At 67.8% G+C, this 24094-nt stretch carries 23 protein-coding genes; 7 read left to right on the forward strand and 16 right to left on the reverse strand.

Features of this window, described 5'->3' with window-relative positions:
• Positions 1 to 181 precede the first annotated feature (181 nt).
• The 5 genes from VFV19_19560 to VFV19_19580 all read right to left on the reverse strand — a co-directional run bounded on the left by VFV19_19560 (position 182) and on the right by VFV19_19580 (position 7390).
• A complete protein-coding gene (locus VFV19_19560; GenBank protein ID HEX4826502.1) occupies positions 182 to 715 on the reverse strand; it encodes a hypothetical protein in 534 nt (177 codons plus the stop codon).
• Positions 716 to 2103: 1388 nt separating this feature from the next.
• The gene (locus tag VFV19_19565; protein ID HEX4826503.1) at positions 2104 to 4890 is read right to left on the reverse strand and encodes a vitamin B12-dependent ribonucleotide reductase; all 2787 of its coding nucleotides are present in this window, start codon (positions 4888 to 4890) and stop codon (positions 2104 to 2106) included.
• A 247-nt stretch (positions 4891 to 5137) separates the two neighbouring features.
• Positions 5138 to 5491, reverse strand: coding sequence for a PilZ domain-containing protein (locus VFV19_19570; protein ID HEX4826504.1), 354 nt, complete (start codon positions 5489 to 5491; stop codon positions 5138 to 5140).
• A gap of 85 nt (positions 5492 to 5576) precedes the next feature.
• A complete protein-coding gene (gene queG / locus VFV19_19575) occupies positions 5577 to 6623 on the reverse strand; it encodes a tRNA epoxyqueuosine(34) reductase QueG (protein ID HEX4826505.1) in 1047 nt (348 codons plus the stop codon).
• A complete protein-coding gene (locus VFV19_19580) occupies positions 6620 to 7390 on the reverse strand; it encodes an RNA methyltransferase (GenBank protein ID HEX4826506.1) in 771 nt (256 codons plus the stop codon). Before VFV19_19580 ends, queG begins: the two co-directional genes overlap by 4 nt.
• Before the next feature lie 33 nt (positions 7391 to 7423).
• Between VFV19_19580 and VFV19_19585 the strand changes: the two genes are divergently transcribed.
• Both VFV19_19585 and VFV19_19590 read left to right on the forward strand, forming a co-directional pair.
• Positions 7424 to 8215: an alpha/beta hydrolase gene (locus tag VFV19_19585; GenBank protein HEX4826507.1), complete on the forward strand. Its 792-nt coding sequence runs from the start codon at positions 7424 to 7426 to the stop codon at positions 8213 to 8215.
• 27 nt (positions 8216 to 8242) lie between these two features.
• On the forward strand, positions 8243 to 10060 hold the full coding sequence (locus tag VFV19_19590; protein HEX4826508.1) for an ATP-binding protein: 1818 nt from the start codon (positions 8243 to 8245) through the stop codon (positions 10058 to 10060).
• Here VFV19_19590 and VFV19_19595 read toward each other — a convergent pair.
• Both VFV19_19595 and VFV19_19600 read right to left on the reverse strand, forming a co-directional pair.
• Positions 10057 to 10974 (reverse strand): hypothetical protein, encoded by a 918-nt coding sequence (locus VFV19_19595; protein HEX4826509.1) that lies wholly within the window; start codon positions 10972 to 10974, stop codon positions 10057 to 10059. The genes VFV19_19590 and VFV19_19595 overlap by 4 nt on opposite strands.
• 8 nt (positions 10975 to 10982) lie before the next feature.
• Complete coding sequence (locus VFV19_19600; protein ID HEX4826510.1) at positions 10983 to 12269, reverse strand: helix-turn-helix domain-containing protein; 1287 nt, start codon at positions 12267 to 12269, stop codon at positions 10983 to 10985.
• 163 nt (positions 12270 to 12432) lie between these two features.
• Between VFV19_19600 and VFV19_19605 the strand changes: the two genes are divergently transcribed.
• From VFV19_19605 to VFV19_19620, 4 genes are all read left to right on the forward strand, one after another.
• Positions 12433 to 13887, forward strand: a complete 1455-nt coding sequence (locus VFV19_19605) for an amino acid permease (GenBank protein HEX4826511.1) — start codon at positions 12433 to 12435, stop codon at positions 13885 to 13887.
• Between the two features lie 35 nt (positions 13888 to 13922).
• Positions 13923 to 14363 carry an organomercurial lyase gene (gene merB, locus VFV19_19610; GenBank protein HEX4826512.1) on the forward strand — a complete coding sequence of 147 codons (441 nt, stop codon included), beginning with the start codon at positions 13923 to 13925 and terminating at the stop codon, positions 14361 to 14363.
• A 6-nt stretch (positions 14364 to 14369) separates the two neighbouring features.
• The gene (locus VFV19_19615; GenBank protein HEX4826513.1) at positions 14370 to 14600 is read left to right on the forward strand and encodes a hypothetical protein; all 231 of its coding nucleotides are present in this window, start codon (positions 14370 to 14372) and stop codon (positions 14598 to 14600) included.
• An 83-nt stretch (positions 14601 to 14683) separates the two neighbouring features.
• The gene (locus VFV19_19620; protein HEX4826514.1) at positions 14684 to 15769 is read left to right on the forward strand and encodes a hypothetical protein; all 1086 of its coding nucleotides are present in this window, start codon (positions 14684 to 14686) and stop codon (positions 15767 to 15769) included.
• Between the two features lie 78 nt (positions 15770 to 15847).
• Here VFV19_19620 and VFV19_19625 read toward each other — a convergent pair whose 3' ends face one another.
• Positions 15848 to 16021, reverse strand: coding sequence for a hypothetical protein (locus tag VFV19_19625; GenBank protein ID HEX4826515.1), 174 nt, complete (start codon positions 16019 to 16021; stop codon positions 15848 to 15850).
• A 116-nt stretch (positions 16022 to 16137) separates the two neighbouring features.
• Between VFV19_19625 and VFV19_19630 the strand changes: the two genes are divergently transcribed.
• Positions 16138 to 17796, forward strand: coding sequence for a tetratricopeptide repeat protein (locus VFV19_19630; GenBank protein HEX4826516.1), 1659 nt, complete (start codon positions 16138 to 16140; stop codon positions 17794 to 17796).
• Here VFV19_19630 and VFV19_19635 read toward each other — a convergent pair whose 3' ends face one another.
• The 8 genes from VFV19_19635 to VFV19_19670 form a co-directional block, all read right to left on the reverse strand.
• Positions 17797 to 18183, reverse strand: a complete 387-nt coding sequence (locus VFV19_19635; GenBank protein HEX4826517.1) for a hypothetical protein — start codon at positions 18181 to 18183, stop codon at positions 17797 to 17799.
• Positions 18184 to 18194: 11 nt separating this feature from the next.
• On the reverse strand, positions 18195 to 18956 hold the full coding sequence (locus VFV19_19640) for a class I SAM-dependent methyltransferase (GenBank protein HEX4826518.1): 762 nt from the start codon (positions 18954 to 18956) through the stop codon (positions 18195 to 18197).
• 25 nt (positions 18957 to 18981) lie between these two features.
• A complete protein-coding gene (locus VFV19_19645; protein ID HEX4826519.1) occupies positions 18982 to 19458 on the reverse strand; it encodes an HXXEE domain-containing protein in 477 nt (158 codons plus the stop codon).
• 26 nt (positions 19459 to 19484) lie between these two features.
• Entirely contained in the window at positions 19485 to 19937 is a 453-nt protein-coding gene (locus VFV19_19650) for a PDC sensor domain-containing protein (GenBank protein HEX4826520.1), read from the reverse strand.
• A gap of 63 nt (positions 19938 to 20000) precedes the next feature.
• Complete coding sequence (locus VFV19_19655) at positions 20001 to 20882, reverse strand: peptidylprolyl isomerase (protein HEX4826521.1); 882 nt, start codon at positions 20880 to 20882, stop codon at positions 20001 to 20003.
• Positions 20834 to 21988, reverse strand: a complete 1155-nt coding sequence (locus VFV19_19660) for a hypothetical protein (GenBank protein HEX4826522.1) — start codon at positions 21986 to 21988, stop codon at positions 20834 to 20836. The genes VFV19_19655 and VFV19_19660 overlap by 49 nt, the downstream gene beginning before the upstream one ends.
• 137 nt (positions 21989 to 22125) lie before the next feature.
• Positions 22126 to 23097: a M28 family peptidase gene (locus VFV19_19665; protein ID HEX4826523.1), complete on the reverse strand. Its 972-nt coding sequence runs from the start codon at positions 23095 to 23097 to the stop codon at positions 22126 to 22128.
• A complete protein-coding gene (locus VFV19_19670; GenBank protein ID HEX4826524.1) occupies positions 23094 to 24059 on the reverse strand; it encodes a TIGR01777 family oxidoreductase in 966 nt (321 codons plus the stop codon). Before VFV19_19670 ends, VFV19_19665 begins: the two co-directional genes overlap by 4 nt.
• Between the last annotated feature and the right edge of the window lie 35 nt (positions 24060 to 24094).

A 24094-nucleotide genomic window follows, 5' to 3' on the forward strand; every position in this document is an offset into this window, starting at 1 on the left:
TGAATCCCGGGACGGTAACTGAGTTGCACTGCCGCTCGCTTGAACTCAAGGCCGTAGCTTGGCGTTTTCTTCGGGCCCGGTCGCCCCATCCGACACCCCCTAGTTAGGCGGAAGTGTCTACTTTATCGAGGGAAGATCCTGCCACGGCTGCAACGCGTAGTTAGAAAGCGGGCCTGGGCGTTTACTGCTGGTCATACGCGGGCACCGTGAACACTTCGTGGCACTTTGGACAGACCATTTCAGGCTCGAGGTCGATGATCGCATGTGCTAGCAACGGGTGGCCTTTCAGCGCCGCGATGCTTCCCACGAGGTAACGCAGTTCGGTTTCCGTTGATGGCAAGCGCAGTGCGTCAACCGCAAGCGCCTCCGCCCTTTGCAGTGCGGCTCGATAATCCGATTCAATGTCGTCTGGAATGGCAGGGGCTTTCGGACGATGGCGACATAGTTCGACGTAGGCGACGAAGAAGAGGAACGTCGGCCGATCCTCAACCGGCCGCGCCGAAACCGCCGCCACTATGTGAGGGACCGCAGCGTAGGAGGCCGTGTACACATCGTCTTGATGACAGAGGGCGCTCCACAGCGAGTACCAAGGCTCCGCATTGGAGTCGTCCGAGACCGGTGCGCTTGGCAGCTGTTCAAGCAGTCCCGGGATGTCAGCTGCGTTGCCGTACGCATGCCGCAGCTCGTTCCATCGCGGACTGTCTAGCGGAATCATCTCCGTTTTCTTTCCCGCTTTCTAACGTAGCGCTAACCCGCGCGCGCGCCGAGCGGCACGTGCGCTTGCCGCTTTTTGCAAGCGCCGTGACGCGAGAGTGCGCGGCGGGTTGAGCGCACTGTTGGACAGCAAGCCCTTCACGTTCACTTCCCGAGCCGCGTGCCCACCTGCGGTGACCGCGCGACGTGGTTGACTGTGGGAAAGTGTACGCCGCTTTCCGTGGCAACCAACGGAGCAAAGGGGTTGGGCATTGCGACCCCACCGCGCTGGGAGGTGTGTGCACGAAGCCAGCCGTCGGCTGGGCCTCCTGGCCGCGACGCTTCCAGCGCGAGCGAAGCTGGCCCGGTTGCCGAGAGGCACCCTCTCCTCGGTGAGCGTGGTTCGAGCGCGGCTGCGATCACCAGACCCGGCGCGTTGAAAGCTGGAGGCCAGCGCGAGACCTGCGATGCGGGGGCCAAGAAGACCAGAGCTGAGCCAAACCGAAGGCGCAGTGTGAGCGATTCTTCCCGGAGCCTGTTGTGTGTAGTTAACCCTTCCAGTTCTGGTCGTCTGTCCAACGCTCGCGGTAACGCGCGCGCCCGACGGCGCGGCGCTTGCCGCAGTTTGCAAGCGCCGTGACGGCGGAGTGCGGCGCGTTGACCGCGATGTTAGGCGGCGGTCTCCGACTCATGGCGCACCGAGCTCAATGCCGAACTCTTCCTCGACGGCCATGACAAGTTCTACTACGTCGAGGGAGTCTGCTTCGAGTTCGTCGACCAACCGGTACTGCGGCGGCACCGCAGACGGCTCGACACCGAGGTGTTTCGCTACTCGGGCCGTGATGCGTTCCTGAATGCGCCTGAGTTCAGGACCGGAGCCGCGAAGTTTGGCGTGGACTAACCGGCTCAGACCTTCGGTGCTCAGTCCGACGGCCTGAAGGCCTCGATCGGTTCGTCGAACAAGCGACCCGCAGCGCGGACACAAGGCCAGTCCCGGAGGCTCGATAAACTCGGGTAGCGGATGGTTTCCGCAGGAGGGGCAACGTGAGTGCGCTGTTTCTCGGGTTGCCTGTTCTTGCATCGATTCTTCTCTGATGTCTTTTCCGCCGCCTAACAAGAAATGGACAGGTCTCGGTATCTGTTCGCACCGCGATATCGCGCAGCGATATCGCGGTCGCAAATTCTTTGAGTCGTCTGCTTCGTGCTCTCCTGTCAGCGCTTCGGAGCGGGCGCGATGGTCGATGCCTTTGTTATACCGCGAAATGCGGTCTCGGTAGCAAAGTTAGCGGTCGGCGATGTGGTCAACGGGACTCCGGAAGTGTGGTCCGGAACCGTTCGCACAAAAGAAAAAGGGGGACGCTCTCGCCTCCCCCTCCGCCTGTCAACTGCCAACTGTGAACTGTCGACTACTTACGAGCACCCGCTCGTGCTTCCGCAATTCACGCACGCGTAGCAGGCGCCGTTGCGGATCATGATCGAGCCGCACTCGTGGCACGGCGGCGCGTCGGCCTGGCGGACGTAGACGTCGCGCTCGCGGGCCTGCGCGGCGGCGGCGGTGTTCTGCGTCTCGGATTCCGCGGTGATCGAGAGGTCGGTGCCGTTCGTCGCGGCGACGGCGGGTGTCGGCGGCTGGTCCTCCTGCGGGAGGAACTGGAGCGCCATCCAGCGGAAGACGTAATCGATGATCGACTTCGCGATCGGGATCTGCGGGTTGCCGGTGAAGCCCGACGGCTCGAAGCGCACGTGCGTGAACTTGTCGACGAGGAACCGCAGCTCGACGCCGTGCTGGAGAGAGAACGAGACGGCGGTCGCGAACGAATCGGCGAAGCCGGCGAGCGTGGAGCCGGCCTTGCCGAGCGTGATGAAAATCTCGCCGGGCTTCCCGTCCTCGTAGAGGCCGACGTTGATGTAGCCGTCGTGGCCGGCGACCGAGAACTTGTGCGTGATCGAGTGGCGCGTGTCGGGGAGCTTGCGGCGGCGCGGCGTCGGGGCCTCGGCGACGGCCTTGGCGGTCGCCTTGTCCTCGTCCTTGCCGGTCGAGAGCGGCTGGCTGCGCTTGCAGCCGTCGCGGTAGATCGCGATCGCCTTCAGGCCCATCTTCCACGATTCGATGTACGCCTTCTCGATTTCCTCGACCGTCGTGTCGTTCGGCATGTTGACGGTCTTGCTGATCGCGCCGGAGAGGAACGGCTGCGCGGCGGCCATCATCTTGACGTGGCCCATGTAGTGGATCGTGCGCGAGCCCTTCGCCGGCTTGAACGCGCAGTCGAAGACGGGCAGGTGCTCGGCCTTGAGGCCGGGCGCGCCCTCGATCGTGTCGTTGGCGTTCACGAAGTCGACGATCGTCTGGATCTCGTCGTGCGTGTAGCCGAGCTTCTTGAGCGCGAGCGGCACGGTGTTGTTGACGATCTTGAAGAGGCCGCCGCCGACGAGCTTCTTGTACTTGACGAGCGAGATGTCGGGCTCGATGCCGGTCGTGTCGCAATCCATCATGAAGGCGATCGTGCCGGTCGGGGCGAGAACCGTCGCCTGGCCGTTCCTGAAGCCGTGCTCGGTGCCGAGCGTGACGACGTCGGCCCATGCGGAGCGGCTCGCCGAGAGCAATTCGTTCGGGACGAGCTTGCCGTCGATCCCGTCGGCGTGCGCCTGGTGCTTGCGCATGACGGCGAGGAACGGCTCCCGGTTCCTCTCGTAGCCGGCGAACGGCTGCTTGTGGGCCGAGATCCTGGCCGAGGTCGCGTAGGCCTCGCCGCACATGAGCGAGGTGATCGCGGCGGCGTAGGCGCGGCCGCCGTCGCTGTCGTAGGGGAGCCCGCGCGACATGAGTAGGGCGCCGAGGTTCGCGTAGCCGAGGCCGAGCGGCCGGTAGTCGTGCGAGTTCTTGCCGATCATTTCGGTGGGATACGAGGCGTTGTCGACCCAGATCTCCATCGCGGAGATCGTGACCGCGACGGCGTGTTTGAACGAGTCGACGTCGAATTCGCCATCGGCGCGGCGGAAGCGCATGAGGTTGAGCGAAGCGAGGTTGCACGCCGAGTCGTCGAGGTACATGTACTCGGAGCACGGGTTCGAAGCGTTGATGCGGCCGCTGTTGGGTGACGTGTGCCACGTGTTGATCGTCGTGTCGAACTGCACCCCCGGATCGCCGCACACCCACGCGGCCTCGGCCATCTCGCGCATGAGGTTGCGGGCGCGGTACGTGCCCATCGGCTTGCCGGTGGTGACGGCGTGCGTGATCCACTCGCCGTCCGAGACGACCGCGCGCATGAACTCGTCGTTGACGCGCACCGAGTGGTTCGCGTTCTGGAAGAACACGGAGTCGTACGCGCCGCCGTGGACGTTGAACTCGCCCGAGTAGCCGGCTTCGATGAGGGCCCAGGCTTTCTTCTCTTCGTCGGCCTTCGAGTGGATGAACTCCTTGATGTCCGGGTGCTCGACGTTGAGGATGACCATCTTCGCCGCGCGCCGCGTCTTGCCGCCCGACTTGATCACGCCGGCGAACGCGTCGTAGCCCTTCATGAACGAGACCGGCCCCGACGCGGTGCCGCCGCCCGCCAGGTGCTCCTTCGACGAGCGGATCCCGGAGAGGTTCGAGCCCGTCCCCGAGCCGTACTTGAAGAGCATCCCCTCGGTCTTCGCGAGCCCGAGGATCGACTGCATCGTGTCCTGGACCGAGTTGATGAAGCACGCCGACACCTGCGGGTGCGTCTCGATCCCGCAGTTGAACCAGACCGGCGAGTTGAACGAGACCATCTGGTGGAGGAGCAGATGCGTCAGCTCCGCCTCGAACACGACGGCGTCTTCGTCGGTGGCGAAGTAATGGCCCTCGCGCCCCCACTTCGCGGCGGTCTTCGCGACGCGATCGAGGAGCTGCCGGACCGAGTGCTCGCGCTCCGGGCTTCCGAGCGTGCCGCGGAAGTACTTCTGCGCGACGACGTTCGTCGCGAGCTGCGACCAGAACTTCGGGACCTCGACGTTCCGTTGCTCGAAGGCGACCTCGCCTTTACCGGAGGAGATCACGGCGTCGCGCAATTCCCACTCGATCTCATCGTAGGGGTGCACGTTCGGCTTCGTGAAGCGGCGCGCGAAGCGCATCCCGTCGCGTGGGCTCGGGGTCGGCGCGGGCGTTCCGCCCACCTCGCCCGGAACCTGGATCGCGCGCTCGTCCTTACCGGATCTCTGGTCGCGCTGGAGCATCGTTCTCTACCTCCTGGGTCCAACGTGTGCGGCGTCAGGTGGGGGACGTCGCTCGATTTCTCGACCTCGCGAGGGAAGCTTCGATCCCACCCGATCGCTCCCCACGAATTCCCGTTCGGTGCTCGCCTGTGATAGCAAGGAAGGGGAAACGCTGTCAAGACGAGTTGCACAAAATATCGCGGTATGAAAACGCCATGCCACTAGATATGGTGGTCGCGGTGCCGCGCCGTCGAGGCTAGGAACACGCCTAGACTGGGGGCAAATCGGCGCCGACTTTCTTCGCCCATTCCCTGTAGTGGGTGAACCATTCGGGCGTCGGGTCGACGAAGCAGAGCCCCATCCCGCATTCGAGGACGTGGGCCAGGGACGGCGGCACCGACTTCGCCCAGACGACCCGCGCCCACATGCTGAACGTCTTGTCCGGGAATTGAATGTGGACCTGGATCGTCGTCCCCGGCTTGAAGACGAAATTCGTCTGCACGAAGAGGCCGGTGTCGGAGACGTTCTTGGTAAACGCCGTCTTCTCTGCGGCCGACGTGCCGTACTTGACCATCAGACGCCGCTTCGCGCGGTTCCCGATCCGCTTGTCGCCCGGCTTCACGCGGCGGCACCCCCTCAGGTGGGGCGGATGTTAGACCTGTTCGAAAGACTTTCGGATAGGAAACCCAAGCGACCGTCCCGGTCCTCTATCCCTTGCCTTCAATGCGCTCAATCGCCCATTGCGCGTGCTCTCGGACCACCGGATCGTCGTCCTCGATTGCTCGCCTCAACCCCGGCAGGGCCTCGAAATCCTTCCTGTTTCCCAGCGCGATGCATGCGTTCCTGCGCATCCCCTCCCACTTCGCGCGCATGAGCGGGGTCCCTGAGTAGCGCTTGCGGAACGTCGCTTCGTCCATGGCGAGGATCTCTTCGGGGTCGAGGCCATCGAGGTCGTCGCGCCGCTTGAAGAGTCCGGTCGCAGCCGGCTTCGAGAAGGAGATGTTCCAGGGGCAGACGTCTTGGCAGACGTCGCAGCCGAAGATCCAGTCGGCGAGGCCTTCGCGCTTGTCCGCGGGGATCGAGCCGCGATGCTCGATCGTCCAGTAGGAAATGCAGCGCTGCGCGTCGACGACGCCGGGGTCAACGATCGCCTGCGTCGGGCAGGCGTCGAGGCAGGCGGTGCACGTCCCGCAAAACTCCTGGTGTGGGCCGGCATCGTGAGCGAGTTCGGCGGCGGTGAGCAGCTCACCGAGGAGGAGCCACGATCCCATGTCGCGCGTGAGGAGGTTCGCGTTCTTGCCGATCCAGCCGAGGCCGGATCGCTCGGCCCACGCGCGCTCGAGGACGGGCCCGGTGTCGACGAAAGTGCGAGCGGGCTGTCCCGAAGTTTGACTCAGCCACGCGGCGAGGTCCTTGAGCTTCTCGCCGATGACGCGGTGGTAGTCGCGCCCCTGTGCGTAGCGGGCGACGCGGCCGCGGCGAGAGTTTGGGTGAGATTCGGAAGCTGTCCCCTCTTTGTAGTTCATCGCGACGGAGACGACGGCGCGGCAACCGGGGAGAAGAGACGAGGGGTCGGAGCGTTTCTCCGAGCCCTTCTTCATCCAGGCCATCGTCGCGTGACGGTCGGCGGCGAGCCAGGCGGCGAGCGCGGCGCGATCGCGCTCGAGCGGCGCGGCGTTCGCGATCGCGACCTTGTCGAAGCCCAGCGCGAGCGCCTTCTCCTTCAGCGCGGCGGTGAGCTGGTCCGGATTCATTTCCGCTCGGGGATGTCGAGCTTCGCCTCGCGCGCGAGCCAGAGGATCTGCCGCGCGATGCCGCGAACGACTTGCACGTCGCCGGCGGTGAGCGCGGCGCGGCCGAGCATCCGCCGCAGGCGGCGCATCATCCCCTCGACCTGTCCGTCCTTGAGGAAGCCGATCGCGTAGAGCGCCTCGTCGAGGTGCGCGTACATCGCTTCGCGCGACACATGGTCGGCGAGCGCCAGCTCGTTGTCCTCGGCATCCGCGGGCGCCGGGTGGTCGACGCCGATCGCGCGGCTCAGCTCGTACGCGGCGATCGCGACCGTCTGCGCGAGGTTGAGCGCTGGATAGGCCTCGGAGGTCGGGATGTAGGCGAGGTGCGTGCAGAGGTCGAGATCGGCGTCGCTCATGCCGGAGTCCTCTCGGCCGAACAAGATGGCGACCTCGCCGCGAAGGGCAAAGCCGGCGAGCGTCGGCGCCAGCTCGTGGAGCGCGTAGTGGGGCTGCCGCTGCTTGCCCATGCGACGCGAGGTGCCGACGACCGTGGCGGCGCCGTCGAGGGCGGCGTCGAGGGTCGCGTGGGTCTTCGACGCGGCGAGGAGGTCCTTGGCGTCGACCGCCATCTTCATCGCCTCGGCGTGGTCCGCGCCCTCGTGCGGATCGACGAGGTCGAGACGCCCGAAGCCGAAGTTCTTGAGGACACGGGCCGCCGATCCCACGTTTCCCCCGTAGAGCGGCTCGACGAGGATGAAGCGGAAGGCGTGCGGGACGGCGCTCGGCATGAGGGTCGCTGGCATTATGCCCGAGGGGTCGACGTGAGGCTGACCGTCCACGGCACGTCCGGTCCGTTCGTCGTCAAGCTCGCGGGAATCGCGGGCGGGACGGGGCTCTATCGCGAGGAGATGGAGGCCGCGGCGTCGGCCGGATATCGGGTGATCGCGCTCGAGACCACGGGCGACCTTCACGACGACCCGGCGCCATGGCCCCTCTCGTGGGACGGCTTCTCCCGCGACCTCGAGGCCGGCCTCGACCGCGCGGGCGCCGAGCGCGCGGTCCTCTGGGGGACGTCGTTCGGCTGCCTGGTCGCGCTCGCCTGCGCCGCGCGCCTTCCCTCGCGCGTGTCGGGCCTCTTGCTCTGCCATCCGCCCGACCCGCTGTTCCGCCCCGCGCGCTACGTCGGCTTGCTCGAGTGGTCCGAGAGGCGGCGGCGGGCAGATCTCGCGGCGAGGCTCCTCTTCTCCGCGGGGTTCATCACGCTGACGTCGTGGGAGGGCGTGATGCCTCGGCTCTGGTCCCGCCTCCCTGCTCTTCTCTCGGCTTCGCTCGAGGCGGCGACGCCGCCTTCGACGGTGCGGGGGAAGCTCGCGCTCCTCTTCCGCGACGACCCAGGGCTTCCCTCGAATCCTTCACTCCCCATCGAGATCGTCGTCGGTGCGTGGGACCTCGTCGCGCCACTCTCGAGGGCGCGCGGTCTCGCGTCGCGTCTTCCGTCGGCGCGCATGACGGTGATGGGATTCTCCGGCCACGCCGGCGCCTACACGCGGCCTTCGACCTATCGCCGTGTCGTGCAGGGCGCGCTCGCGCGGCTCTCGTCGCATGCGAAGTGAACGATCGATCGTGCTAACTTTCGCTCGATGAGCGGAACGCGCGGACGCCTCGCCCCCGACGCCGTTCGGGGGATGTTGAAGGCGCGCGATCCGTTCGAGCTGATCCGCTGGCTCGCCTACTCGCAGCCCGACCCGCGCAAGGCGCTCGCCGAGCTCGTGCAGAACTCGCTCGACGCGGGCGCTTCGACGGTGAAGATCACGCGCTGTCAGGAAGGCGGCTCGAGCTGCCTCAAGATCTTCGACGACGGCCAGGGCGTGATCCCCGAGATGGAGCGGCGCGATGCGCTCCAGTACGTGGCGACCCACATCGGCCACTCGCGCAAGCGCCACCTTTCGCCGCAGGAGCGACTCTCGCTCATGACGCAGGGTCAGTACGGGATCGGGCTCCTCGGCTTCTGGAGCCTCGGCGAGCGCCTCGAGATGCGCTCGACGGTCGCCGGCGACCGGCCGCATCGGCTGACGCTCTACCGCGACCGGCCGGGGTACGTCATCGAGCCGCTGCGCGAGCACCTGCCGCTCGGCGACCGCTGGACCGAGGTCGTCGTCTTCGACCTCGACGAGGCGGCGCTCGGCGCGACCGCCGGCAAGCGCGCCGCTGACTACCTCGCCGCCGAGCTGCGCGGCCAGCTCCTCGGCCGGCCGGTCGAGGTCTCGGTCGAGGATCGGATCACGCGCGGCGGCGCCGGCAAGGTCATCCCGGTCACCCCCGCTCCTCTGCTCGGGAAACCGATCGCGGGGGTCGACGGCGTCGACGTCCCCGGCTTCGGCAAGGCGACGATCGACGTGGGTCTCTGGGACGGGAGCCTCGACGAGGCGCCGGGGATTGCCGTCTACTGCGGCGGCACGCGCGTCGCCGATCGCTTCCACGAGCTGAAGGCGTTGGCACTCGATCGCCTCCCCTGGACCGATCCGCGCCTCACCGGAACGGTCGAGTATCCCCATTTCACCGTTCCGCCCGGCTCGCGGGAAGGGATCCTCCCCGACGACGCGGCGCTCGCCTTCTCGCGCGCCCTCAAGACGGTCGAGACGCGGGTCTTCGAGGCGCTCCACGAGCACGAGGAGGCGGTGGCCGACCGTGCGGAGCGCTCGATGCTGTCGGACCTCAGGGGTGCCTTCGAGGAGATCGCGCGGAAAAACCCGGGGTTGGCTCTCCTTCCGGTAGCGAGAGCGGAGGGGACAGCTTCCGAGACTCCGCCCCGAGCGGCGGAGTTTCGGAAGCTGTCCCCGCGCCAACATGGACTCCTTCCTCCGGGGCCGATGGTCGAGATCGTCCTCACCCCCGACCCGGTCGCGCTCGCCCGCGGCGCCGCGATCACCATCAGTGCATCGGCACGCGACGCGCTGGGTCACGAGGTCGAGGATCGCGTCGACATCCGCTGGGCGACCGCCGGCGCGTTCGCCACCGTCGTGCCGGCCGAAGACGACCCGCTCGCAGCGACGCTCACCGCCGGCGGAGCGCCGGGTCGCGGCCTCCTCCGTGCGACCGCCCGTGGCGCGGGCCGCGAGGTGGAAGCGGTGGTCCAGTACGAGATCGTCTCGAACGCCGTGGCCCGCGACCCGCGATGCGGCATTCCCGACCCGGCCTGGGTCGAGGACGCCGCGAGCGACTGGCGGTCGCGCGTGATCGCCGGCCGCTTCGAGGTGAACACCGCCCACCCCGACTGCCGCGCTGCCGATACGACCTCGGCGAAGCTCCGCTACCTCTCGCTCCTCCTCGCGAAGGAAATCGCCCTCCACAACGCTGCCTTCGGCGCGTCGTGCGAAGAGGTGCTCGACGTCGCAGTCGGCATCGCCGCCGCCGCCGAGCGGGCGATGGCCGACCGGGGACGCAAGAAGCCCCGCTAGGGCTGGATCGCCTGCAGTCGGACCGTTCCCCGCACGAAGTACTCGCGCTCGCTGGAGTTCGCGAAGGGGTCGTAGTGGACCGGCTCCCAATGCCCTGCGGCGTCGAGACGCGTCCACCCGACCTCGCCGGCGCTCCCGCTCTCCGCATCGACCCAGTCGACCCAGTCGACCCAGAGCTTCCCGGCTTGGGCGTGAACCTGCGGAGAGACCATCCCTGTGTTGTTCGTCATCGCCACGACTTCGGTGACGAAGGCGGCTCCGTCGTAGCGGGACAAGACGACTTCGCGCGGCGAATTGCCGAACCCGAAGTCGTGAACCTCGTAAGCGACGCGAAGAACCCCTTGGTAGACCGCGCCCGAAGGACGGCACGCGACCTCGCCGGGCTGAGAAACGACCGACGGCGACGACCAGGTCTCGAGATCGGTGCTTCGCACTTCGAGCACTTGCGGGGAGGCCCCGTCGCGCCAATAGAGGAGATGTGCGACCCCCGCGGCGTCGACGACGAGCTGTGGATCGAGGGCGTTGGCCGCCTCGTCTGCCACGACTTGCGGGGTCGTCCAAGCGCCGTTCGTGAAACGGCTCACGACGACGTCGAATCCGGAGACCGAGTTGCGCGACCATGCCGCGACGAACCAGCCGCGGGCGGGATCGGAGAGGATCGAAGGCTCGCCGTCGCCGTTCGCTTCGCCTTCTGGGTTCAGGACCACATTGGCGGAGCCGACGGGACTGAATCGGTGCCAGATGTTGCCTCCGACCGGGTCGGGATCGTCGCCGATGAGCTGCATCTTCCCGATGCCGAGCGTCGCGGTCGGGCCCGGCGACCACGTCGCCGAGACTTCGGCCTGCGACACGCCGATGGCGAGTGCCAGCACGAGGATCGATCCGGCGGCTGCCGGAACGCAAAGTCTCATCATGACGCTCCTCATGATTCCCCTCGCCGCAGGTAGTCGCGGAATTGCTCGGCCTCCGTCAGCTTCGACTCGATACGCCCCAGGTACGACCGGAGCGCCCGCTCGTTCAGCTTGGCTGCGGAGGCGTCGCCGCGTTGCCTCGCGATTTCCCACAGGTAGTAGCAGTTCCGGAAGACCAGGACATGGTGCTCGATCGTGCGCGCGATGGCGTTGGACCGCAGCGCGTGCCGCTCGGCGCTGTCGAGATCGCCTTTCTTGTACGACAGGGTCGCGACGAGACTGAATCCGATCGCCCTCTGCCTCTCGAACCCGTGCTCCTCGGCGCGCTGCAGCTCCTTTGCGATGCGACGGGACGCCTCGTCGAGACGTCCGAGCGCGATGAGCGCCTCGCCGATCTCGAGCCCGGCGCGGCACGATTCGAGACGATTCGGGATGGCGTCGTACGCCGCCTGTGCGCGTTCGAGATGACCGAGCGCTCGATCGGGCGTTCCGGCGTCGACGAACACGTTGCCGCGGATCAGCTCGAGGTCGCCGGCGAGGCGGCGAGGGGTGTCGGGCAGGTCGAGCTCCGAGCTGACCTGATCGAGCGCCATGATCGCGAAGTTGTAGCGACCGAGCCGGTAGCAGCAAATCGCGAACTGGAGGGTCGTTGCGAGCCGCTGGCCTCGCGTGATCTCCGCGTGCCCGAGCAGCTCCTCGCACAGCGTCTTCGCGAACTCGTACCGACCGAGCTGTCTCAAACATGTCGCCACGCGGATCCGCACGTCGAGCAGCTCGACCCGTTTCTCGGGCGAAAGGCCCTCGGGATCGCCGAACCGCTCGTCGATGAGCGAGAGCAGAATGACGAGCGCATCGTTGTAGCTGCCGGCCAGCCACAGCCGCTCGACGTCTTTGATGATCTCGACGTTCGACTTGCCTTCGAGATCGACCGTCGACATCCCGCGCCGCAGCTCGATCTCGTAGCGCTCGGCCATGCTGGCGATCGGCACGCCGTAGATGTGGCTCATCGCCATCAGGCGCGGGAAGGTCGGGAGTGCCAGACCGTTCTCGACGCGTGACAGATGAGACTTCGTGACCTTCTCCGGGAATCCGGCGGACAACTCTTCCACGGCGTCGAGCGAGAGCCGTTTGCCCTCGCGCACGCTGCGGAGATAAGCCCCGAACTGCGGGTTCCCGCGGGTTTCGTCGTTTTGTTCCAAGGTACTCCCCCCGAACCACGGAACCTGAGCGGACGTTGCTATGGATACACGCCGAACGTTCCGCCCCTGCAACCGCTTTGTGAGAAGTGGGTTGCCCATGTGCAACACCCGATCTCGAGGTGGCCAGTGGACCTTTTAGGAATTCCAGTTTCCACGTGCTCTGACTCCTGGGCGGCAGCGTAGCGCCGGAAGCAGGGGTCACGGCCGTCTTGCGGACCAAACTGGGTTTGCCAGAGGCAACCCTCCGTTACGATCCGCGCCCATGACCGCCCCCTCCCCCACCCTCGAGCGCCGCCTCGGCTCGCTCGACGCCACCGCCCTCGTCGTCGGGTCGATGATCGGGTCGGGGATCTTCATCGTTTCGGCGGAGTCGGCGCGCCTCGTCGGGTCGCCGGGTTGGCTGCTCGTCGCGTGGGCGCTCGCGGGCCTCATGACGATCACGGGGGCGCTCTCGTGCGCCGAGTTGGCGGCGATGTTTCCTTCGGCCGGCGGCCAGTACGTCTTCCTCCGCGAGGCCTACGGGCCGGCGGTCGCGTTCCTTTTCGGCTGGGCGCTCCTCCTCGTCTTCCAGTCGGGGACGATCGCGGCGGTCGCGGTCGCCTTCGGCAACTTCCTCGGGGTGCTCGTACCGGCGATCTCGTCCGACCGCTTCCTCGTGCGTCCGATCGTCCTCGGGCACTACGCGTTCAGCCTCTCGACGCAGCAGGCGGCGGCGATCGCGAGCATCCTCCTCCTCACCCATCTCCACACGCGCGGCCTCGCGGTCGGGCGCGCGATCCAGAACACGCTCACCGCGATCAAGACGACGGCCCTGCTGGGACTCATCGTCCTCGGCCTCGTGCTCGGGTGGAACGCGTCGAGCGCCGCGGTCGCCTCTCCTTGGTGGCACTCCGCCGCGGTTCCCGCCGGCGGGCTCGCCTTCGCGCTCGTGCTCGGCCGGGCGACGGTCGGCCCGCTCTTCGCGCAGACGGCGTGGACCAACGTCACCTTCATCGGCGAGGAGGTCCGCGATCCGGGGCGCACGCTGCCGCGAGCCCTCGCCCGCGGCTGCATCATCGTCGTCGGCCTCTACCTCTTGGCCAACGTCGCCTACGTCGTCACGCTTCCGCTCGACACGATCCAGCACGCGCCGGGGAACCGGGTCGGCACCGCCACGATGGCGGCGATCCTCGGTCCGGCCGGGACCGTGCTCATGGCGGCGGCGATCGTCATCTCGACCTTCGGCGCCAACAACGGACTCACCCTCGCCGGGGCGCGCGTCTCGTACGCGATGGCGAGGGACGGCCTCTTCTTCTCCCGGATCGGCAGGCTCAACGCGCGGCACGTACCCGCCGCCGCGCTTTGGGCGCAGGGAATCTGGGCCTCGCTTCTCACCCTTCCGCGCACCGCCGCCGTCGATCCCACGACCGGGGCCGTCACCTTCGGCAACGTCTACTCGCAGCTCATCGAGTACATCGTCCCCGCGGACCTCGCGCTGTGTGGGCTCATGGTGGCGGCGGTCGTCGTCCTCCGCCGGAGGTCTCCCGACGCGGCCAGGCCTTATCGCACCTGGGGCTATCCCGCCGTTCCCATCCTTTATGTCCTGCTCGCGGCCTGCCTCATCCTCGATTTGGGGTACGTCGCGCCCGCGACATCGGGGATCGGCTATGCCATCGTGCTCGCCGGCGTACCCGCCTACGTGATGTGGCGGCGACGCGCGCGGCGCGTCCTGGTGTAAATTCCCACTCCTACTATCGCCGATAGGAGATAGGCGTGGACGTCGACGTCGCGGTCAAGCTCGCCATCTATCACCACTTCGCGGAGACCGGATCCCGGCCCTCGCCCGACGACGTCGGCGCCCGCATCGGTACGAAACGGACCGAAGCTCTCGCCGCCTACGAACGGTTGCGTCAGCAGCGCGTTCTCGTCCTCGAAGGCGACGGCGCGTCGATCCGCATGGCGCCTCCGTTTTCCGGCGTGCCGACGCAGCACGTCGTCGAGGCGGACGGCATCCGCTACTACGCGAACTGCGCATGGGATTCCCTCGGCATCCCCGCCGCGCTCCGCAAGCCCGCCCTCGTGCGATCGCGGTGCGAGCAGACGAAGGATCCGCTCGTTCTCGAGGTCGAGAGCGAAGGCCCGGAATCGAGCTCGTGGCTCTTCCACTGCGCCGTTCCGGCCGCGCGGTGGTGGGACGACATCGTCTTCACCTGAAGCCGGATGTTGTTCTTCCGGTCGGAAGAGAACGTCGCCGCGTGGTGCCGCACGCACGACACTCCGATGCGTCCTCTCGTCACGATCGCGCAGCTCTGGGGTCTCGCCTCGGCGTGGTACGCCTCGCGCCTCCGTCTCGACTCGCGCCGCCCCCAGCCCGACGAGATGCGCGCGATCTTCGAGCGCCTCGGACTCGTCGGCCCGTTCTGGGATCCGCAATCGGACACGTTTGGCTAGGCGGCCTCCTCCTGTGGGTGTAGCCTCCCGCGATCGCGACGTGCGCACGGAGCGCACGCCCGGCGCACAGGAGGACTCAGAGCATGAAATTGCTTCGAGTGATGGCCTTGATCGTGCTCGTGGCCGCTTCGATCCCCGTTCTCGCCGACGGAGGTCCGAACCACCAGGTCAAGCAGACGCCGCCGGTGAAGATGGGCACGTCCGGCGGCAGCAGCGCCGATGCGAGCCGGCTTTATTGCTGCGGCGGGACGCTGGGCTCGCTCGTCCGCTACGACGGCGTGCTGTCGATTCTGAGCAACAACCACATCCTCGCGCGCTCGGGTAGCGCGACGACGGGCGAGGACACGATCCAGCCCGGCCTCATCGACGTCAACTGCAACGGCGCGACCGCGAACATCGTCGGCGACTTCGCCGGCGACAAGGTTCCCTTGGGCACGAAGAACGTCGACACCGCGATCTCGACCGCGCGCTCGGGGATGGTCGATTCGACCGGCGCGATCATCGACATCGGGGTCCCCTGCGCGTCGCCGGCGACCGGCACGGTCGGCATGGGCGTCACGAAGAGCGGCCGCACGACCGGCCAGACGACCGGGAGCATCACCTCCGTCAACACCAGCGTCTCGGTCCAGTACCAGAAGGGCTGCAACGCCGGGAAGAGGTTCGTCGAGACGTACACGAACCAGCTCGTCATCTCGGGGAGCGGCAGCTTCAGCGCCGGCGGCGACTCGGGCTCGCTCATCGTGACGAACGACAGCTCCCACCACCCGGTCGGGCTGCTCTTCGCCGGCAACACCACGCAAACGATCGCGAACCCGATCCAGGCCGTGATAAGCGCCTACACCGCGGGCGGTCACACCTTCACCTTCGTTGGCAACAACTGCCTCGCGTCGTCCGCCGAGGCGACCAGCGGCCTGGGCAAGATCGGCCCGCTCCCCGCCGACATCGATTTCGCGACGACCGTCAAGGAGCGGTACGAGGCCGAGCTGTTCACGCGGCCCGGAGTCATCGGCGTCGGCGTCGGCGTCGATGAGACCGACGCGTCCCGCGCGGCGATCGTCATCTACACGACCGCCGGCATCGGCGCGCACGTTCAGCCGGGCAGCTTCCCGGCCGACATGGACGGCGTCACGGTGCGCGTGATCCCGACGGAGCCGTTCGAGGCGCAGTAGCCGTCGGCAGGAATTAGGCGGAAACGGGGCGGCTGGGGGGCCGCCCTTTTTCTTTGTTCGCTGCCGTCGGCTTCGCGCCTAGAGATCTTCGGGTTTGAGAAGACGATCGGCAATGACGCGAAGAGCAAGCGCTTGGACTTTCGCGGTCGCTTCATCCTTCGTCGCGCCGTAGGCCATGACACCGGACAGTTCGACGACCTCGGCGATCCACCGCCCGTCGACTTCCTGCTCGATCTCTAAGCGAAACGTCATGGCGACTCCGTTGAGCTCGGCAGCGGCAATATACGACGTGCCGGCGAAGCCGCACCAACGTGCTGTTGCATGGAGGAGACGGCCAGCCTGCGTATGATGCGCCTCCGGAGGCCGGATTGGCGCAACGGGAGAACCAAGCAAGGAATCGCGCGCCGTGGGCCGCCGTCGCGCTCGTCCTTCTCACCGTCGTCGCGCACGCCGGCGCCTTCCGTGCCGGGTTCATCTGGGACGACGACGACTACGTCACCGAGAACACGGCGCTGCACGACCTTCACGGCCTCGGGCGGATCTGGTTCGAGCTCGGTGCCGTTCCGCAGTACTACCCGCTCGTGCACACGACCTTCTGGATCGAGCACCAGCTCTGGGACGACCACGCGGCGGGCTATCACGCGGTCAACGTCCTGCTCCATGCCGCGAATGCGCTCCTGCTCTGGACGATCATGCGGCGTCTCGGACTCTCCGGCTGCTGGCTCGCGGCGGCGATCTTCGCCGTTCATCCCGTGCACGCCGAGTCGGTCGCGTGGATCACCGAGCGCAAGAACGTGCTGTCCGGCCTGTTCTACCTCTCGTCCCTGCTGGCGTGGCTGCGATTCGACGACGAGGAAGACAGGCGAGCCTACCTGTCGAGCCTCGCGCTCTTCGCATGCGCGCTGCTCTCGAAGACGGTGACGGCGACGCTTCCTGCGGCGTTTCTCGTGATCGCGTGGTGGCGTCGCGGCACGCTGCGACGCGCCGATATCCTTCCGACGCTCCCGTTCTTCGCGCTCGGCGCCGCGGCGGGCGCGCTCACGAGCTGGATGGAGCGCTTCTACGTCGGCGCCGTCGGCGGCGACTGGGCGCTCTCGTTCGTCGAGCGTTTCCAGGTCGCGGGGCGCGCGGTCTGGTTCTATCTCGGCAAGCTCATCTGGCCGCACCCGTTGATGTTCATCTACCCGCGGTGGCGGCCGGCGACCTGGGGCACGGCGGGATTCGTGTGGCTGATCGCCGCCGTCGCGACGCTCGCCGCGCTGTGGGCGCTTCGCGATCGCGTCGGGCGTGGACCGCTCGCCGCGGCACTGTTCTTCGGCCTGACGCTCGGCCCGGCGCTCGGCTTCGTCAACGTGTATCCCATGCGCTTCTCCTACGTCGCCGACCACTTCCAGTATCTCGCCAGCCTCGGGCCGATCGTTCTTGCGGCGGCATGGATCGCGCGGCAGTCGTGGCGTCCCGTGGCGGCGGGTGTCGCGCTCGCCGTCCTCACGATCCTCACGTGGCGGCAGGAGACGATCTACGCGAGCGAAGAGACGCTCTGGCGGAAGACGATCGAGACCGATCCGAACGTGTTCATCGCGCAGAACAACGTCGGCGGGATGCTCTTGAACCGGGGCCGCGGGAACGAGGCCGAGGCGTACTTCCGGCGGGCGATCGCGATCGAGCCGACGTACCCCGAGGCGTACGACAACCTCGGCATCGTTCTCCACGATCAGGGCCGGATCGACGACGCGATCGCGGAGTATCGAACGGCCGTCCGTCTCGACCCGCGCTACCCGATCGTCCACAACAATCTCGGCATCGCGGTCGCCGAGCAGGGGCACCTCGACGAGGCGATCGCCGAGTTCCGCGAAGCGCTCCGCCTCAAGCGTCCGTTCGCCTTTCCCAAGGCGCAGCTCAATCTCGGGATCGCGCTCCTCAAGCAAGGGAAGAAGGACGAGGCCGTTGCCGCGCTTCGAGAGGCCGTCCGCGTCGCGCCGAACGATCCCGAGGCCGCGAACGCCTTGCGCGTCGCGATGCGGTAGCTACTTCTTGCGCTTGGGCGCGACCTTCTTTTTCGCGCTCGCTCCGTATTTCGGCCTCGCGTGGCGCGGCTGATAGACGCCGAGCTTCCCGCCGCCGGGTAGCGTCAGTTGCGTCAGCAATCCCCATCCCTGATCGCTGATCGGGTCGCAGGCGATCTTCTTTTTCTTCATCGCGGCGACGAGCGCCTTGACGTCGTCGCACATGAAGAACAGCTCGTGGTGATCGTTCTCGTCGGAGGGATGGATCGCGATCTCGGACGGGGGCATCGCGAAGATGAGCCAGCCTCCTCCGACATCGACGTGAGGGAGGCCGAGCACGTCGCGCAGGAACCTGCGGTCGGCTTCCGGGTTCTTGCTGTAGACGATGGCGTGCGCGCCGTTGATCATCGCGGTCTCCTTCAGTCTTTCTTCACCACCATCGTGTTCGGCCGGAGCGAGCCGAGCGTGACGATCGCGATCCAGGCCTCGCCGAGCTTCGAGTCGGTGAGTCGAACGTCCCGGCAGCCGCTCTCCTCGAACTGCTTCGTGTATTGGGGCATGTGACGGATGTCCGAGATGACGGCGCGGCCGCCCGGGGCGAGGACGCGCGCGATCTCGCGGATGGCGGCATCGCGGCCTCGAGGGTCGTAGACGTTGTGAATCGCCGCGCGCGAGACGACGACGTCGAACGAACCGTTCTCGAACGGGAGCTTGCGCATGTCGGCCGACTCGACCGTGACGCGCGTTTCGACTCCCTCGCGCTTTGCGTTCTCGAGGGGAACTTCCGGCCTGTTCCCCGACAGGTCTTCGGCTTGCCAGATGTCGATGCCGACGGCGCTCCCCTTCGGGACGCGCTTCGCGGCGCCGACGAGCATGAGGCCGCGGCCGCACCCGACGTCGAGCACGCGCTCGTCGCCGCGCCACGCGATCTTGTCGAGCAGGCGCTCGCGCTCCTTGATCTTGCCGTAGCGGCTGCCAAAGTACATCCAGGCGGCGCCGAAGAAGAAGCCGAGCGCGGGAGGGAGGAAGGTGCCGATGCTCGAGACGGTCACGGCGCCGATCGTGACCTGGCGCGGGACGACGCCGGCGAGGCCGAGGATCGCGACGACGAAGCAGGCCGCGCCGATCAGGGCGAGGTTGCGGACGACGCCGGGGGCGTCGATGCCGTAGTCGGCGTTCACGCGGCGGAGTGTAGTCGACCGCGCCTCAGGCGGTTCGCTTGCGCCAGCGATGGATCGCCTTGCCGACCCAGAGCTGGTACGAGATGCCGATGAGAAAAGCGAAGGCGGCGGTGGGAAGCGACGCTCGTCCACCGAAGATGAGGTAGGGGTAACCCCATACGGCGAGCGGGACATAGAGGCCCATTCCGGTCAACATTCCGGGGGAGTACCGGTTCGTGCGGAGGGCGCCGGTCGCGTGCCACACGCCGTTCGCCGACTCCAACGCGACGACGGTCAGCCAGAGCGCGATGCCGGCCGGCTTCCCGAACATCGCACCCGCGTCATAGCAGAGGATGAGGAAGAGGGCGTTGACGATGACGTGGAAGCGCGGGGTGATCGTCGAGGCAAATTCCGGCCGGTAATCGCGATCCCACGCGGCGAACCCACCGGGCACGACGAACTCTTCCACGATGTGCAAGACCGCGGCGATCAGCGGGAGCCACGGGATGAGCGCCGGCGTCATGGCCGCCATCCTACGCCTGCCGGCCGCTACGGCACCTGCGCGAGCAGATCGTCCCTCGAGACGACGCGGCTCTCGAGCTCCCGGAGCAGGCTCCGCGCATGCGCGAGCGTCGACTCGCGCGTCGCGCCCGGCTCCGGCTTGAGGTCCATCCCCAGAGCACCGATGACCACGCCGCGCGGGTCGTGCAGAGCCTGCGTGATGTCGTAGACGGGGTCTTTCCTGGACGGCGGCTCGACGCCGGGCCTCCCCGTGCGGATCGGACCGAGCTCGCCGCCGTCGCACTTCCCGCCGACTTCCTCGCGGGCGGTCGCGGCGACGGTGCGGCAATCGGCGCCGACGAGAAGCGCCAGCTCGGCTCCCGCAAGCTCGGGATGGGCGCCGACGAGCTCGTCGACGAGCCGCTGGGCGGTCGTCGTGCGCGGGGACGCATCGGCTCGAAGCGACAGCGAAAGAGCAAGGCCGAACAGTACCGTCCGCATCTCTACAGATATAAGGAGCGGGCCACCGGATTTCCAGCCTCCAGGAAATCGGTGCCTGTGCCTCTATTTGTCGGCCTCGATCTCGACGCGGTAGTGCTTCAAGAGGTCGTCGTGCAGGCGCTCGCGGGCGCGCACCCGGGCATCTTCGCGGAACGCGCGGCGGACCTCGTCCTTCACCTGGTCGAACGCCGGTGGCGCGGCCGGCGTCCTCGCCGTCACGACGACGACGTGGAGGCCGTAAGACGACGCGACCGGTCCCTCCCACGAGCCGGGGGGCAGCGCTGCGACCGCCTTCGCAAACGCATCGCCGAAGCGCATCGCGATCTCGCTCGGTGTGACGCCGTCGAACGCCCGGTCGAGGACGAAGGGATCGCCGAGCCCTTCGATCGTTGCAGAAGCGCCGCGCCCGCGGAGCTCGGCAAGGGCCGCCCGCGCGTCGGCCTCCGTCTTGGTCCCCCGCGCCTCGCGGTTGAAGTAGACCTGCCGGAACGAGAGACGCTCCTCGCCCTGGAAGAGATCCCGGTGGCTCTCGAAGAAGGCGGCGAGCTGGGCGTCGGCCGGCTCGGTCTCGGCGTCCGCCTCCGCGAGGAACTCGAGCTGCTGCTGGAGGCGCCGGCGGATCATCGGGTCGCCGCGGTCGAGGCCGCGCGCGGTCGCCTCGCGCACCGCCGCCTCCTCGAGGACGTCGTCCTTGATCAGGCGTTCGCGCTCGGCGTCGGTCGGGTCGCGACGCCACGTCTTCTTGTAGTCAGCGACGAGCGACTCGATCCGGGCGCGGGAGACGACGATCGTCTCGGGCTCGGGGGCGGCGCCGTGGCCGGCGATCGACCACAGACCGAAGAGCACCGCGCCGATCGCGACGAAGTGGACGAGCGGCTCCCGCAGGATCGCGCGGTTCATCGCGCCGCTGCCGGCGTCGCGGCCCGGCCGTGCGCTTCGCGCCACCGCGCGAGCTCCGCCTCCGGATCGAGAGAGGCCAGGATGACCGGGTAGAAGGTGCGCAGATCGGCCGAGGAGGCCTCGTAGCGCTCGAGCTGGTCCCAGAAGAAGCGCTCGAGGATGTAGCCGGAGCGGTACTCGTCGTTCATCGTCTTCACGAGCGTGGCGCGGCGCTCGCCGCGCTCCCCGGCGAGGTAGCGGAGCGAGATCGCGCGCACGAGGCACTCGTCGACGAACGCCTCGGCGGAGCCGAATGCCGCGTCGCCGCCGAGCGCTTTCGACGCCTCGTCCACGAGCGGCTGGAGCCGCGCGTCGAGCGCGCGCGTCGCCGCGGAGTAGACGGCGGGGTTCGTCACCGCGTGGACGAACTCGTGCGGGTTGTAGCCGATCTTCGGCTGCGGGCCCTCGATGCTGATGAACCGGCCGCCCAGCTCGAACGAGAAGGCGTGCTCGTACGAGTCGAGCAGGTTCGGGATGACGAGCGCTTCCGATCGCTCGCCCGGAGGGGCGGCGCCGAGCGCCTCGACGTCGCGGACGCGGCAGTAGTTCAGGACGGCGACGACCTGGCGGCGGATCTCCATCTCGTAGGCGCGGACGTACTCGACGTAGTCGATCCGCACTCCGTCGTAGAGGCCGGGGACGTCGGCGGCGGCGTAGAACATCGGCATGAGGTCGTGCAGGTCGTCGAGCGAACCGAAGCGCTCGTTCTTCTGGATGTCGTTCCAGTCGGGAGTCGGGGTGAACGCGGGCGGCCCCGAGGTCGCCTTCGCGACGACGGAATAGGCCCAGGGATCGGCGTGTCCCCTATGCGCGTCGTAGAAAGCGCGCAGGCGCTGGCGCAGCGCGGGGTCGAGCTTCGCGGCCAACGCGTTCCTGACCCGAACGCGCACCGGGTGCATCTGCGGCAGATGCTCGTCGTCGTAGCCCGCCGCGTTCAAGAGCGCGAACAGCGTGAAGACCGTCAGGTCTTCGGTGACGGTCACACGCCGCGAAACGCTCTCGGAGAGACCGCGCTCGCCGCGCAGCCCTTCCCGGTCCTTGGTGCACGAAACGCCGGCGAGCACCACGAGCCCCGCCGCGGCGACAACCTCGACGCACCTGACCATCCGCATGAATGCGACCCCCGAGCCTGGGGAGCATAACGCGAACGGCTCGGACTCCGGAAGCGCGCCTAGTTGAGGGCGTAACCCTCGAACTCCATGCGCTCCTTGAGCGCCTCCATGAGGAATGCAAGAGGCGTAACGGTGGATCAGGGACTATCGGCGATGTGGATGACGCTGCTGTAGACACCGTCGACGACACCAGCCATGCGCCGGTAATCGAGCGAATCGGCCGTGTCGGTCGCGGTGTGATAGTGGAGATTCCTGATCGGCCCGGTATCCGTCACCATGAATGCGGGATATCCCTGAGCCCAATAGTTACGCTGATCGGAGAGATCGATACCCGGTCCGGTCGGGCCGGAATAGCTCACCGCGCGCACGTCGGTCGCGCCGCGAAAACATCGCTTCGCGCGCCGGACGAGATCGCGATCGCTGAAGCGTCCCGCCAGTGCGACGAAGTCGCCGTCGCTCGGATACAGCAAGTGGAGGAGTGAGCCGGCCGACGGCTGCGTGTCGGTGTAGAGACCGATCATCTCCAAGGAGATCATCGCCCGCGGCCGCGCGCCCGACCGAGCCAGGGACGCGGCGTGCACCGCGCTCCCCATCTCGTCGCCGCCGAAGTACGGAGGCTCCTCGGTCGAGTAGGCGACGAGAACGACCGGTGCGCGAGGCGGTGTGCGGCCGAGGAGGCGGCCGACCTCGAGAAGACCGGCGATGCCGCTTGCATTGTCGTCCGCTCCGGGAAACGGACCGCACACGTCGTAGTGCGCGCCGACGACCACCGAAGGATCGCCGGCGGGGCCGAACGCCGCGACGACGTTCGACATCTCGCGGCCTCCGGCGCGATAAGGTTGCCGCGAGACGGACGCGCCGGTCTCCTTGAGCGCGCTCTCGATATAGGCCGCCGCTCTCGTCAGCTCTTCGGGGTGGCGCCAGTCACGCGGATGGTCGGGGGCCGCGAGGTATCGCACGTGCGACTCGAGCCGCGCCGACTCCGCGTGGTCATTCCCGGGAAACTCCTCGCGACCGAAGGTCGGTTGACGCAGCGACCACGCCAAGGCGATCCACGCGGCGCCGAGCACACAGACGACCGCTAGGACGATGCGGAGGAGACTCCTCACCCGTGCACGACGCGTCCCGCCTCTTCCCAGCGGCGGCACAGGTCCTGTGCGGCGCGACGCCAGTCGGGGAAGACGAACTTGAAGCCGCGCTCCTGGAGGAGGCCGGGGGCGACGCGGCGGCTCTTCAAGATCAGCTCGGTCTCGGTCTTCATCGCGAAGGCGCCCAGCTCGAGCATCCACGGGGCGGACGGAAGTCCGAAGCGCACGCCGGCGGCCTGGCGCAGCTCGCGCATGAACTCGGCGTTGGGGAGCGCCCCGGGAGAGGCGACGTTGACGGGTCCCTCGACATCGTCGTGCTGGATGAGCCAGCTCACGGCGCGCACGAAGTCGAGCTCGTGGATCCACGAGACGTACTGGCGGCCGTCGCCGAGCCGGCCTCCGAGGCCGCGACGGGCGAGCGAGACGAAGCGATCGAAGGCGCCGCCGGGATCGGGGCTCATCACGATCGCAGAGCGGAGCTTGACGCGGCGCGTCGCCGTGACCTGCGCGGAATCGAGCTCGCGCTCCCAGGCGCGAGCGACGTCGATGCTGAAGCGCCAGGTGTCGGGCGCGTCGGGCTCGCGTCCGCCGAGGATTCCGGTCGCCTCGTCGTTGGGTGCGTCGAAGCGGTGCGCGTAGATCGTCGCGGTCGACGCCTGGAGCCAGACGCGCGGGGGCCGTTTCGCGCCGGCGATCGCCTCGCCGACGAGGCGCGTCGTGCGCACGCGCGACTGCATGATCGCGCGCCGGTTCGTGTCGTTGTAGCGGCAGTTGACACTGCGTCCCGCGAGGTTGATGACGACGTCGGCGCCGTCGATCTCGTCGGTCCACGGCCCGGGCTTCTGCGCGTCCCACGTCACGGTGCGCGTGCCGTTCGTGGCGGCGCCGCGGCTCAGGACGACGACGTCGTGCCCGTCCTGCGCGAGTGCTCGCGTGAGAAGCGCCCCGACCTGTCCGCTGCCTCCTGGAATGACGACTTTCACTGCGACGCAGGATAACCCGCACGCAGCGGCGCGCC

The organism is Candidatus Polarisedimenticolaceae bacterium, assembly GCA_036275915.1.
Lineage (GTDB): Bacteria > Acidobacteriota > Polarisedimenticolia > Polarisedimenticolales > DASRJG01 > DASRJG01.

Bases quoted from the DNA above. Each gene is read 5' to 3' on its own strand.
- VFV19_19560 (HEX4826502.1), bottom strand. From the start codon at position 715: ATGATTCCGCTAGACAGTCCGCGATGGAACGAGCTGCGGCATGCGTAC.
- VFV19_19565 (HEX4826503.1), bottom strand. From the start codon at position 4,890: ATGCTCCAGCGCGACCAGAGATCCGGTAAGGACGAGCGCGCGATCCAG.
- queG (HEX4826505.1), bottom strand. From the start codon at position 6,623: ATGAATCCGGACCAGCTCACCGCCGCGCTGAAGGAGAAGGCGCTCGCG.
- VFV19_19580 (HEX4826506.1), bottom strand. From the start codon at position 7,390: ATGCCGAGCGCCGTCCCGCACGCCTTCCGCTTCATCCTCGTCGAGCCG.
- VFV19_19590 (HEX4826508.1), top strand. From the start codon at position 8,243: ATGAGCGGAACGCGCGGACGCCTCGCCCCCGACGCCGTTCGGGGGATG.
- VFV19_19595 (HEX4826509.1), bottom strand. From the start codon at position 10,974: ATGATGAGACTTTGCGTTCCGGCAGCCGCCGGATCGATCCTCGTGCTG.
- VFV19_19600 (HEX4826510.1), bottom strand. From the start codon at position 12,269: ATGGGCAACCCACTTCTCACAAAGCGGTTGCAGGGGCGGAACGTTCGG.
- VFV19_19605 (HEX4826511.1), top strand. From the start codon at position 12,433: ATGACCGCCCCCTCCCCCACCCTCGAGCGCCGCCTCGGCTCGCTCGAC.
- VFV19_19615 (HEX4826513.1), top strand. From the start codon at position 14,370: ATGTTGTTCTTCCGGTCGGAAGAGAACGTCGCCGCGTGGTGCCGCACG.
- VFV19_19620 (HEX4826514.1), top strand. From the start codon at position 14,684: ATGAAATTGCTTCGAGTGATGGCCTTGATCGTGCTCGTGGCCGCTTCG.
- VFV19_19625 (HEX4826515.1), bottom strand. From the start codon at position 16,021: ATGACGTTTCGCTTAGAGATCGAGCAGGAAGTCGACGGGCGGTGGATC.
- VFV19_19635 (HEX4826517.1), bottom strand. From the start codon at position 18,183: ATGATCAACGGCGCGCACGCCATCGTCTACAGCAAGAACCCGGAAGCC.
- VFV19_19645 (HEX4826519.1), bottom strand. From the start codon at position 19,458: ATGACGCCGGCGCTCATCCCGTGGCTCCCGCTGATCGCCGCGGTCTTG.
- VFV19_19650 (HEX4826520.1), bottom strand. From the start codon at position 19,937: ATGCGGACGGTACTGTTCGGCCTTGCTCTTTCGCTGTCGCTTCGAGCC.
- VFV19_19660 (HEX4826522.1), bottom strand. From the start codon at position 21,988: ATGCGGATGGTCAGGTGCGTCGAGGTTGTCGCCGCGGCGGGGCTCGTG.